The 11,341-nt window shown below is 68.2% G+C and carries 14 protein-coding genes; 4 read left to right on the top strand and 10 right to left on the bottom strand.

Annotation, left to right across the window (positions count from 1 at the left end; all coding sequences use genetic code 11):
* Both ACZ4AA_RS38145 and ACZ4AA_RS38140 read right to left on the bottom strand, forming a co-directional pair.
* On the bottom strand, positions 1-785 hold a 785-nt coding region (locus ACZ4AA_RS38145), incomplete at its 3' end, for a SigB/SigF/SigG family RNA polymerase sigma factor (RefSeq protein ID WP_467613266.1).
* 671 nt (positions 786-1,456) lie between these two features.
* The gene (locus ACZ4AA_RS38140; protein WP_033279275.1) at positions 1,457-1,627 is read right to left on the bottom strand and encodes a hypothetical protein; all 171 of its coding nucleotides are present in this window, start codon (positions 1,625-1,627) and stop codon (positions 1,457-1,459) included.
* A 177-nt stretch (positions 1,628-1,804) separates the two neighbouring features.
* On the opposite strand from ACZ4AA_RS38140, the gene ACZ4AA_RS38135 reads away from it, so the two are divergent.
* Positions 1,805-1,981 (top strand): CsbD family protein, encoded by a 177-nt coding sequence (locus ACZ4AA_RS38135; protein ID WP_467613264.1) that lies wholly within the window; start codon positions 1,805-1,807, stop codon positions 1,979-1,981.
* 1,033 nt (positions 1,982-3,014) lie between these two features.
* Positions 3,015-3,350, top strand: a complete 336-nt coding sequence (locus ACZ4AA_RS38130; protein ID WP_467613262.1) for a MerR family transcriptional regulator — start codon at positions 3,015-3,017, stop codon at positions 3,348-3,350.
* A 101-nt stretch (positions 3,351-3,451) separates the two neighbouring features.
* Here ACZ4AA_RS38130 and ACZ4AA_RS38125 read toward each other — a convergent pair whose 3' ends face one another.
* The 3 genes from ACZ4AA_RS38125 to ACZ4AA_RS38115 form a co-directional block, all read right to left on the bottom strand.
* Complete coding sequence (locus ACZ4AA_RS38125) at positions 3,452-3,811, bottom strand: hypothetical protein (protein WP_467613260.1); 360 nt, start codon at positions 3,809-3,811, stop codon at positions 3,452-3,454.
* Positions 3,812-4,027: 216 nt separating this feature from the next.
* On the bottom strand, positions 4,028-4,408 hold the full coding sequence (locus tag ACZ4AA_RS38120) for a DUF2267 domain-containing protein (protein WP_467613258.1): 381 nt from the start codon (positions 4,406-4,408) through the stop codon (positions 4,028-4,030).
* 252 nt (positions 4,409-4,660) lie between these two features.
* The gene (locus ACZ4AA_RS38115) at positions 4,661-5,092 is read right to left on the bottom strand and encodes an Hsp20/alpha crystallin family protein (RefSeq protein WP_467613256.1); all 432 of its coding nucleotides are present in this window, start codon (positions 5,090-5,092) and stop codon (positions 4,661-4,663) included.
* Between the two features lie 138 nt (positions 5,093-5,230).
* Between ACZ4AA_RS38115 and ACZ4AA_RS38110 the strand changes: the two genes are divergently transcribed.
* Both ACZ4AA_RS38110 and ACZ4AA_RS38105 read left to right on the top strand, forming a co-directional pair.
* Positions 5,231-5,875, top strand: coding sequence for a type III effector protein (locus tag ACZ4AA_RS38110; RefSeq protein ID WP_467613254.1), 645 nt, complete (start codon positions 5,231-5,233; stop codon positions 5,873-5,875).
* 422 nt (positions 5,876-6,297) lie between these two features.
* Positions 6,298-7,716, top strand: a complete 1,419-nt coding sequence (locus ACZ4AA_RS38105; RefSeq protein WP_467613268.1) for a serine/threonine-protein kinase — start codon at positions 6,298-6,300, stop codon at positions 7,714-7,716.
* A gap of 72 nt (positions 7,717-7,788) precedes the next feature.
* Here ACZ4AA_RS38105 and ACZ4AA_RS38100 read toward each other — a convergent pair whose 3' ends face one another.
* From ACZ4AA_RS38100 to tnpA, 5 genes are all read right to left on the bottom strand, one after another.
* The gene (locus ACZ4AA_RS38100; protein WP_467613252.1) at positions 7,789-8,328 is read right to left on the bottom strand and encodes a hypothetical protein; all 540 of its coding nucleotides are present in this window, start codon (positions 8,326-8,328) and stop codon (positions 7,789-7,791) included.
* A gap of 216 nt (positions 8,329-8,544) precedes the next feature.
* Entirely contained in the window at positions 8,545-9,162 is a 618-nt protein-coding gene (locus ACZ4AA_RS38095) for a sigma-70 family RNA polymerase sigma factor (RefSeq protein ID WP_467613250.1), read from the bottom strand.
* Between the two features lie 345 nt (positions 9,163-9,507).
* Entirely contained in the window at positions 9,508-10,245 is a 738-nt protein-coding gene (locus ACZ4AA_RS38090; protein ID WP_467613247.1) for a YqjF family protein, read from the bottom strand.
* 61 nt (positions 10,246-10,306) lie between these two features.
* Positions 10,307-11,008 carry an SDR family NAD(P)-dependent oxidoreductase gene (locus ACZ4AA_RS38085; RefSeq protein WP_467613245.1) on the bottom strand — a complete coding sequence of 234 codons (702 nt, stop codon included), beginning with the start codon at positions 11,006-11,008 and terminating at the stop codon, positions 10,307-10,309.
* Between the two features lie 103 nt (positions 11,009-11,111).
* Positions 11,112-11,341, bottom strand: a 230-nt coding sequence (gene tnpA / locus ACZ4AA_RS38080) for an IS200/IS605 family transposase (protein WP_467613243.1), incomplete at its 5' end; no start/stop codon positions are given.

Genomic DNA, 11,341 nt, shown 5'->3' with positions numbered 1-11,341 from the left:
CGGGAGACGTGCATCTGGGAGACGCCGAGGTGTTCGCCGATCTGGGCCTGGGTGAGTTCGTCGACGAACCGCATGTGGATGATGCGGCGTTCGCGGTCGTCGAGCTGGGCGATCATCGGGGCGAGGGCGTGGAAGTCCTCGACCAGTTCGAGGGCGTTGTCGTCCACCCCGATGAAGTCGGCCAGTGCGGTCTCGCCGTCTTCGCTGGACGTGATTGCGGCATCGAGGGAGGTTGATGTGTAGCCGTTGGCGGCCTTTCGGGCCTCGATGACGTCCTTCTCCGGCAGGGACATCAGCTGGGACAGTTCACGGGTGGTGGGCGTGCGCCCGAGTCGGCTGCGGAGTTCTTCGGTGGCTTTGGCGAGCTGGACGCGGGCTTCTTGGAGGCGGCGGGGTACGTGGACGGCCCAGGAGGTGTCGCGGAAGAAGCGCTTGATCTCACCGACGATGTAGGGGACGGCGAAGGAGGTGAACTCGACTTCGCGGGTCAGCTCGAACCGGTCGATGGCCTTGATCAGTCCGATCGTGCCGACCTGGACGATGTCCTCCATCTCCTCCTGGCCGCGGCTGCGGAAGCGTCCGGCGGCGTACTGCACGAGGGTGATGTTCATTTCGATGAGGGTGTTGCGCACGTATTGGTACTCGGGCGTGCCCTCTTCCAGGACGGCGAGCTGGTCGAAGAACAGCCGGGACAACTGCCGGGCGTCCTTGGGAGCGATCTGGGAAGGGTCCGCGATCTCGGGCAGCACCGCGGTGCGTGCCTCTGCTGTCTTCGTCACTGTCATATCAGGCCCCTCCTGCGTGATCCAGCCTTCAGCCACCGGCCCCGTGCGCGCCGGCGACAGACGATGTACCCGGGTCCGAATAATGCATGCCGGCAGATTTTAGAACGGACCCAGCGCACCCGAGCGACCGCCTGGCGGGCGGTCGCTGGCGCACGAGAAGTGGGGCCGACCGGAGCGTCTCCGGGCGGCCCCACTTCTGGGCTGGTGCTCGACATCGGATACCGCGCTGGGTCTGGTAGCAGCTGCCGACCCGCTCGTGGTGTCCGGCGTCGCCGACGTGCTTGTCCTTGTGGAACTCGGGGGAGTCCTTGATCTGCTCTTTGGTGAGGCCGAAAGGGACGGCTCCCTTGTCGGGATTTTCTGCTCCTGCCGCAGCCGAACCGCGGTTTGTGCAGGCACCATCGAAATTCGGTGACGCTCCTTCGGAAAGCCGGGCTCCCCGGCCTCCCGGGCCCCACGCATTCACGCCGAGGCGAAATACGGATGGCCGGAGGTGCCGTGCTGGAGGCCCTGGTTCCTGGCGTCACGGCCACCTCCGGCCATGATTCAGGTACCCCGAATCGGCAGAATCACTACTTTTCATCCTGGCAGTGACGGGAAGGCAGGAAACGGGTGGGGCCCGACGCCGCGGCGTCGGGCCCCACCCGTGATGATGCGCTGTTCAGGACCGTTTACCAGCGGTACCAGCGGCCGCGCTTGCCGCCGCTGGCCGCGGGCCGGATCACGAAGCCGAGGACCCACACCACCAGCACGATGACGGCGATCCACCACAGGGCCTTCAGTGCGAAACCGGCACCGAAGAGGATCAGGGCGAGCAGAAGAACAAGAAGAATAGGAACCATAGTTATCAACCTCCGAGCCCTCGTGTGCCCTGCGGATCGCTCTCCACTCCTGTGGATCCAATTCGACTCTTGGGCGCCCGCAGTTCGGATCTGTGCGGCAGCCTTCCGGTTTAACGGTGGCGTCCGGGGTGACACGGGGGACGAACCTATTTCGAGTGAGACAGGGTGTGAGTGGTTGTGGCTGCGGACGAGAAGGCTCAGGCCAAGGGCGAGCAGGCCGAGGGCAAGGTCAAGAAGGTCGTCGGCGGCGCGGTCGGCAACGAGTCCCTGAAGGCCGAGGGGAAGGTCGAGGAGTCCAAGGGCGACCTGCGCGCGGCCAAGGAGAAGGCCAAGGACGCCATCAAGCCCAAGTAGGCGTATCACTCCTGATCCCGGCAGTCGGTTGGCTGCCGGGATCTGTGCTGTCCGGCCCCGCAGCCGTCCGCGCCGCCCACTCGAGGGCGCCTTCTCGTCGAAAGTGCCTCCCGCCGCACCGGGCTCCACGCGGATCGAGGAAGCGCCGGGCGCTCACGCGCGCGTCCGCTGCGGATGCCGTGGAGCGGACGGTGGCGACGCTGACGCGAGGGATCCGCTCCTCTTGCCGTAGCTGTTCGAGGCCGACTACCTCTCTGTCGGACACGCGAAAATCTATGTTGGTCGGAGTAGACATTGGATGGTGGCGTGGCTATGGTTTCTCTCGTAGCCCAGAGGGACAGCAGGGCCCGGCAGACATGAACTGCCGGGAGCAGTACATGCAGTTGCAGTGCGCAGGACGGTGCGGTGGTGGAGTTTTGGAGCCAGGGTGGTTGCAGGACGGCGACGGGACTGACGACCGGACCGGGCGGCCCGCAGTGATCAGGGGCCGCCGTGAGCAGAACCGCAGTTGATGCAGTGGCAGTACCCGCAAGTGCAGTGCGCAGTACCCAGCAGTGAAGTCAGTGAGCAGCACCTCGGTAAAGGCGCCGGCTGCGGGCGCGCGTACCGGGAGGTTCGGCAGTGGGGTTCCAAGCCAGAGCAGACGCAGGACGGGCGACGGGGCTGGCTGCCGAAGTGCGGCGCTGTCACAGGCCGCCGAGCAGTTCGCACCACCAGCAGGCCGCAGTACAGCAGTACCAGCAGTTGCAGTCCCCGCTTGGTAAGAGTTGATCGACGAGGGAAAGAACGGAGGGGCCGAGCGCCATCAGGATCGCCCGGGCGCAAGTGTCGAGCCCGGGTACCGCAGGACATCGATAGTGAGGTGGTCTCCGGTCAAGCAACCGCGATCCCCGCGCCCCCGACAGCATCCCGGTCGGGCCCGCGGAAACAGAAGGCCGGTGCAGTATCAGGGCCGGTAGATGGTGTAGCAGTTCCTTCGGGGCCCTGGCGCGAAGAGCGCCAGGGCCCCTCCACACGTTCCATGAGAGGTGCGATGACCGCAGACGACTCGTTCGGCCGTCTCGATGACGACGACTACCCCGCCTACACGATGGGCCGGGCCGCCGAGATGCTCGGCACCACCCAGGGCTTTCTCCGCGCCATCGGCGAAGCCCGCCTCATCACCCCGCTGCGCTCCGCGGGCGGACACCGCCGCTACTCCCGCTACCAGCTGCGCATCGCCGCCCGCGCCCGGGAACTCGTGGACCAGGGCACCCCCATCGAGGCCGCCTGCCGCATCGTCATCCTCGAAGACCAGCTGGAAGAAGCACAGCGCATCAACGCCGAATACCGCCGCGCCGCGGACAGCGGACCAACTGCCGGGACCTGAGGCGGCTTCGAGCCGGCACCTGGATGGCAGGGTGGCCCCGACCGGCGCGTACCGGTGGGGCCCACACCGCGTGTGCAGCGGATTCCTGCCGCAGTGGTTCCTCAGTGGTCGGAGTAGCTGAAGTCGCCCATGGTCCAGGCGCCGACGTCGGCGATCGCGACGCGGTACATCCCGCCCGTCTCGGGGATTCCGACCGTGCCCTGCAGGATGCGGGCCACATGGAAGTGCAGATGCGTGGGCGGTCCGTCGTTTTTCGGGGGGGTGTCGAAGACGGCGGAGAACTCGCCCAGGCGGGCGGAGTCCGTCAGCACGTCCGACACTCTCTGTCTCCACACTGCTTCGGGAGCCAGCCGGCCGGTGATGACCGCACCACCGGTGACCACGGTCAGGGACATCTGGTTGCTCTGCCCGGACTCCACCACGGTGGCGATGTCAACGAGCAGCTCGTCAGGCTTGGACATGGGAAAGATTGTATTGAGTGGCCGTCTGGCCTTTTGAGTGGTGGCGACTGCCGGATCGGCGAACCCGACAGCTCTGGCGTGAGGCGGATGGGTCCTGCAACTTCCCCGCGGGCTTCGCGGCTGCCGCCCCTGTGCGGACTGCCCGGAACGCAAGCGTTCCGGGCAGTCTCGTCTGCCGTCCTTGTCCGACAACGGTGCTGGATTCCGGCCCGGTTGTCAGGCAGCCCGGGCGAGCTGGGCCCGTCCGAACAGCAGAGCGTATCCGTCAGGGAGCTGGGCGATGATCCGGGCGATGAGATCGTCTCCGGCCAGGCGGGCGACGACGCCAAGGACCGAACCGGTATCCCAGCGGGTGGTCGCCAGGGGGCCGCCGGTTCGTTCGGCGAGATCCTTCACGAAACCCCAGCCGGTCAGTGGCCTGCCGGCGGGGATCTGTGAGACGAGGTAGCCGGCTGCTTCCTGGGGCAGGCGCGCGGCCAGCTCCACCCGTTCGTCGCCCGTCAACTGGCGGCCCAGGGCCTCAAGCACCCGGCGTACGACGTTTTGCGCCTGTCGGTGAGTGGGGTAAACACCTTCGTATCGCACCTTCTCCACCATCTGGTCGAAGGTGACTGCCGTCGGAACAGAGGGCGCGGGGGGAGAGAGAAGAGTCATGGCGACGACTTTCCTTGCGTGAACCGTTATTCCTGCTGCGGTGAACCGATTGCCCCGTGCGAACAGCGCGAACCGTGCTCCTCGCGGAATCAGTTCTCCGGTGTGGAGCGTGGGAGCCGGCGCCGCCGGGGCCCAGGTCGGAAGACGTGGGCGAACAAGCCCTGGGCTCCGGTCGGCGGACGCGCGGCCGGAGAATCAGCTGTCGAGCTCTCTGCGGTCGCCGGTGCTGTTGACGCTGATCTTGCGGGGCTTGGCCCGCTCGGCGATCGGGATGCTCAGGGTCAGGACGCCGGCCTCGTAGCCGGCGGTGATGCGCTCGGTGTCGAGGGTGTCGGCCAGGACGATCTGGCGGGAGAAGACGCCCAGAGGCCGTTCGGACAGTTCCGTCTGGGCGTTCTCGGACTTCGGCAGGGGGCGTCGCTCCGCCTTCACGGTGAGCATGTTCCGCTCGACGTCGATGTCGAGCGCGTCGGGGTCGATGCCCGGCAGATCGAAGGCGATGACGTACTGGTCGCCGTCACGGTAGGCGTCCATCGGCATCGCGGAGGGACGGGACCACGTTCCCGGACCCATCAGATGCTGGGCCAGGCGGTCGAGTTCACGGAACGGGTCGGTGCGCATCAACACGGAAAACACCTCCAGATGAGTTCAGGCAGTTGCTGCCAATGCGCTTCACCTGACTCCGTTGTAGCATGTCATCCGAACGACGACAAACTCACACGTCATCCAACCGATGACAAACGCGCCGCCCGGGAAGGAGAAGGAATGAGTGACGAGCCGCCCGCGGCACCGGCTTCCTTCGCGGCGACGGCCACCGCGCTCGAGGCCATTGCCCAGGCCATCCGGACGGCACGAACCGCCGACGCTGCCTCCACCGATGCCCCCGAGCCGGCCATGGCCGCACTGCTGCTCCTGCGCGAAGTACGGGAACAACTGGCCCACTGGGAGCCCGCGCTGATCGAGACGGCCCGGGGAGCCGGCGCAAGCTGGTCCGACCTGGCCCACCCCCTCGGCGTCTCCAGCCGCCAGGCCGCCGAGCGCCGCTACCTGCGCGTGCGTCCCGGAGAAGCCGGCACCACCAAGGAGCAGCGCGTGCAGGCCACCCGAGGCCGGCGTGCCGCGGACCGGTCCGTCATGTCCTGGGCCCACGACCACGCCGCCTCGCTGCGCCAGCTTGCCGGGACCATCACTGCCCTGCCGGATCTTCCCGCCACCGCGACGGACGCACTCGCGGCCCTGCACTCCGCACTGGGAGACGGCGACCCGGTTCACCTCCTGGGCCCCCTTTCCGAGACGACCTCTTACTTGCGGCCCGCTCATCCCGACCTCGCGGACCGCGTCACCGACATCGGCCGCCACACCGGCGAGATGCGCGAGAGCGAGCAGCGTCAGCGCTCCAGCGGGCAGTGACAGTCCTCGTGGAACACGAAGGTGCGTGAACGAATCCGTCCCGGCTGACGATCGAGCCGATCCGACCCTGCGGCAAGACGTCGGCCGTCGTCGGCCCCGCACGTAGTCCGGTCTCAATCAGGAGGTCCGCGGGACCACGCTCTGGAAGTACGTCCGCGATGCCGGTGGAACGGTACCGCTCATGATCACCTCCCGGCCTCCAGCAGTTCTCTGGAAAGCGCTGCGCGCCACGGCGTCCGGTCGGTCGCTCAACCGTCCGTCCTGGAGCGAGCGCATGTCACCCGATGCCGCGAACGATGGCCTATGCATCGACCCGAACGAGCGTGACGGGTAACCCAGCTCCCTGCGGGTACCTGCTAGCGGCGGCGCGTCGGCCACGGCTCGCCAGGGGCATCTGCCCCTCGACGCAGCGGGAGAGGGAAATGAGGCTTCGTGACTCGGCCCGGGCCGTGGCGTCCCGGTGCTCCGCAGACATACTCAACGGCCGGTACCGTCTGGACGGCCTCCTTGGCTCGGGGGGCGCCGCGGATGTCCACCGAGGCTTCGACCTGCGGCTGAGGCGGCCTGTGGCAGTCAAGGTCTTCCGGCCCGAAACCGGATTCGACACGGAGGAGACCTCACAGGGCGAAGCCGCGATCCTGGCCCGCCTCAACCACCCGGGACTCGTCACCGCCTTCGACGTCGGACAGCACGACGGACGTGTCTTCCTGGTCATGCAACTCATCGAAGGCACCACGCTGAAGCGCCGCATCACCGCAGGCCCGCTGTCCTTCGAGGAAACCGCCGCACTGGGCTCCGGTCTCGCCCACGCGCTGGCCCACGCCCACGAGGCGAGCATCGTCCATCGAGACGTCAAACCGTCCAACATCCTTCTCGATGCTTCTCACCGGCCCCACCTGACCGACTTCGGCATCTCCCGACTGCTGGACGCCACCACACACACCGCCACCGGGACACTCATCGGCACGGCCGCCTACCTCTCACCCGAGCAAGTCCTCGGACAGCCCGTCGGCCGGCCCGCCGACATCTACGCCCTTGGACTGGTACTCCTCGAATGCCTCACCGGCCGGCTCGAGTACGACGGCGGCCCACTGGAAGCGGCGATCGCACGACTGCACCGGCCACCCGCGCTGCCCCGCCACCTGCCACCACAACTCGCCGACCTCGTACGGGCCATGACAGCCCTGGACGAAAACGACCGCCCGACAGCCCACGACTGCGCCCGGGCACTGGCGGAGCCGACCGAAACAGGGCGACTTGCCGTCAACCCCTTGCCGCACGCCCTGAGTTCCGTGACCAGCCACACGCGATCTCGGACAGGAGACCGCGCGCACGGCACCCCGCCGCCCGGAGGCGGAGAACAGGTGGCTGCGCGCACCAGGGCCGTGCGGAAGCGCCCGTTGGCCGTCGGTGCCGGCGTTGCTCTGGCAGCGGCCCTGGTCACTGCTCTTGCCGTCTCCGGCAACCCCACATCACACGACGATGATCAAAGCAGGACCAGGATCACCGGCGTCCCCGACGCAGGGCGGAAGAAGAAGACCACGGACCCTGCCGGGAAGATCCCTTCCCAAAGTCACGGCACCGGCAGTCCCACTGACGGTGTGCCGGGGCGAAGCGACGGCCACACCTCTGACGGCTCGGACGACGCATCAGGCGTCGATGCGGCCCCCCACTCGTCTGCTGCCTCGGTACACGCAACGCCAAGCAGCGTAGGTCCGCCCGGCGCAGCAGGTCACGGCGGTGCGAAGGCGGAAGCTTCACGCCGTCCGCCCGGCCAGGCAGGGAAGGCGACGAAAAAGGCGAAAGGCAAAAAGGAGTTGAAAGCGGTCGCGGGTCCGTAAGGTGCCGATGCGTCTCAGGGCTCCGTCCACACCGCCGCCGAGCGACCACGCGGCGCGCAGACTTGATCCGAGTTATCGGGTGACCCCTGTCAGTCCCTGAACTGCGTCGATCACGCTGTCCACCACCTCGGTCACCGGCTTGGACGCATCGATGATCGTCGCGCCACGGCCTTCGTAGATCGCTCGCATCCGAGGATTCCACTTCAGGGCCGCCGCGAGCTCTTCGGGATGCTGACCGAAGGTGTTCGTTGTGCGGGTCGCGAGCCGGTGGCGGAGGGTGTTCTCGTCGATCAACAGACACACGATGAGGTCGAAGAGATCGCCGACGTCTGCCTCGTTCTCCGCCGACCCGCACAAGAACGCGATCCGGAAGCGGGACTCCTCGGCGAGGGTCTCAACGCGCTCACGGACGATCGCCCACCCGTATCGATCGAGCCAGCCCTCGGGTACCGGATACGGAGGATCCTCCACAACCCCGCCCTCGGCTCGGCCGATCCAGCGACTGAAGCCGTCCTCGTCGGCGTCGAGCGCAACGTAGCCACGCGCTCGCAACACCCCGCTGACCGTGGACTTGCCGGTGCCTGAATTGCCCGTCACCCACACCAGTGTCACGCCGCCAGCGTAGACATGACCACCCCGGGATGATGCTGCTACCGGACAGGCTCGCGGGGGAGCAACGCCGTGGAAGCGGCGGACGCTTGAGCGCGATGGGGTGAGGATGGGTCAGGAAGAGCGGGTCCCCGCCTCCTCTGCCGCCGCGAGAAGGCGGAGCATCAACGGGTCACGGATCGGAGGCCTGTATCACCCGAGAGAACCAGCGGACGGGGCTCAGCAGCGGCTGTTCTCCCCCACGTCTTGGAGGCAACGGTTCAGCCCGTGCAGCCCGCGACGGGTGTGGCTCTTGACCGTTCCCAACGGCAAGCCGGTGACCTGGGCGATCTGGGTCTGTGTGAGGTCGTTGTAGTAGGCGAGGCTGAGCACGCGCCTCTGCGTCGCAGGGAGCTTCGACAACTCATGACTGATGAGGACGCGGTCCAGCACCGCATCGGGCTCACCGGCACGATCCTGCGTGCGTACGACGGCACCCGCTGCCGCCACCAGGTCGGCCCGGCGTGTCCGGGCGTGCAACGCGTCGGCGATCTTGCGCCGGGTGATTCCGACGATCCACGCTGCCAGGGCGCCACGTTCGGGTGCGAAGCCGGCCCGTCCCCGCCAGGCGGCGAGGAATACCACCTGTGTGACGTCCTCCGCCTCGGCCGCGTCCCCCAGAGAGCGTCGGGCCAGGGTGTACACCAGCCGGCCCCATCGGTGATAGGCCCTGGAAAGGGCCTGCTCGTCGCCTTCGGCGAACGCGGTGGCGAGTTCCTCCTCGCCAAGAGACTCCTGAACGGGAACCGTGAGCGCAGGACCCTTGAGGGGCTGCTCGGTCAGCTGCTGTGAGGTCATGGCGACTGCTCCTCGAACAGGGCGGGCTGCGCCACGTCCCCGAAGGGGGGCGACCACGGTGGGTCGTACCGCCTGCGGTGTCCGGCGCACCGGTTCGCGCGGGGCGATTCCGGCTCTGTCACCATCCGAAATATCGATGCAGCGGGCAACTTGCATCGACTGTGCGTCGTATTGGCGGACCGTTCGCGGGCGGCCCGCATGCCGGTCATCGACGACGGGCGCAGACACTCGCGGGGCCGACCGGGTCGCCGAGCGCGGGCCCCGACGGGGAGCCGCGCGTCTGCTCACGGTCATGCGGGAGCGGGCACCGGCACGGCACGCCCAACGGCCTCAGGCGCAGACGCATCAGAGGCCGGGCAGCGATACCGGTGTTCCGAACCGCACCGGCACACCAGGTGCGTACAACACGCTGACCGGCGCTTCCTCGGGCCGGGACAGGCCTGCGGCCGCGATGAGGGAGTCGTCCCAGTCGAGCAGGGAGCAGCGGCGGAAGGACCACTCGGGGTGGGTGTTGGGGAGGTAGTAGGAGCGCCCGAACGCATGTCCGTGCAGTCCCCAGCGGTTCGTGAGGAACTCCTCGACGGGGTCCGGCGTCATGGGGGTGCTGGTTACCTCCAGCCACACGCGAGCACCGGCGTTCGGTGTTCCGCGGCGGCTGGTCCGGTACAGCAGGCGGTTGTCGAACCAGTGGCTGTGGATGCGGGACCACCGGTACGGGAGCCGGAAGGACGCGTCGGCGGCCAGGACGGGCACCAGGCGGTCGCATTCCAGCGAGCGGAACACCACTCCGCGGCGCCCCAGCGCGTCCCGGCTGTAGAGGCGTACGTTCACCTCGTCGAAGGACCCGAGATACGGGATCGCCGGGGCATTGCCGAAGGCGAGATCGCGCATACGGAAGAAGACCAGGCCGACGTACGTGCGGCCGTTGTGGAGGTCGGGGACGGTTCCGGGCGGCAGAAGCCCGGCCACCGGGAACGGGTCTACAGGCCAGTGCAGGAACACCAGGTCGCGCCAGTTCTGCCGGAAGAGGGTGCGCCGCAATTCCCGCGGCGCGCGAGGGGTCACCGGCTCCACGGGGTGCATGGTCCGGTGATACCGGCGGGGCGATCCACTGTCGGGCACGGTTGCTCCTCGGCCGCCCGCCCTACCGCTCGACGTCGAGCGGGGCGTCACGGCCCGGCTTCACCAGAGGGGCGCCGGCCGAGAGCGCGGCGACGATCGCGTCCACCGCCTCGGCGACGGGCAGCCCCGCCGGCAGCACGGGAGGCGTTCCGAGAACGGCTCGGCCGGCGAATCCCGTCTCCACGTGGGGCAGACGGATCTCCAGCACCGCGACCCCGGACGCCCGCTGCTCGCGCCGGATTCCCCGGAGCCACGCGGCCAGGCCCGCCTTCGACGCGGAGTAGTCGGCCATGCCCGCCGAGGGCGAGTCGGCGACGACGCCCGTGACCGCCGCGATCACGCCGCCGGGCTTGACGACGGGAAGGGCGGCTCGCAAAAACGCCACGGGAGCCAGCGTGTTGACGGTGAACAGGTGCTCGGCCACGGCGTCGTTCACCGACTCGGCCGGTCCGAAGACGGCGACGCCGACGCAGACGACGACCGCGTCCAGCCCGCCGAGTTCCCCGGCGGCCCATGTCACCGTGCGTGCGCACTGCTCGAGGTCGTACGCGTCGAAAGCGCGGGCGGGGGCGTCGCCGCAGGCCCGGGACACGCGGGCGAGGCCTTCGCGGTCGCGTCCCGCAACGGCCACGGCGGCACCCTGCTCGTGCAGCCGCAGTACCAGGGCAGTGCCGAGGACTCCCGTTGCGCCGGGAACCAGGATCCCCGCACGGCTGATGACCATCCCTGATCTTGCGTGGGTATCCCCGGTTTCAGCCGGGGAGGGAAACGCATCCTCGATGCGGAGGCGCGAAGCGCCGGAGTGTTCTTCGTCCTCGTGGTGGCGGTCAGACAGGCCGCTTCTGGCTCTCGATGTACTGACGGATCACAGTCAGTGGCGCTCCGCCGCAGGACCCGGCGAAGTAGGAGCGGGACCAGAAGACGGACCCCATGCCGATCCTGTTGATCCGGCCGGTGTACTGCGCCCGCAGGTACCGGGAGCTGACTCCCTTGAGACTGTTGATCAGCTTCGACAGTGCGATCTTCGGCGGGTAGTGCACGAGCAGGTGTACGTGGT

It is taken from the genome of Streptomyces sp. NPDC024698 (genome assembly GCF_055559015.1).
Note: the sequence above shows the minus strand (reverse complement) of the source record. Positions and strands in the feature narration are given on the sequence as shown.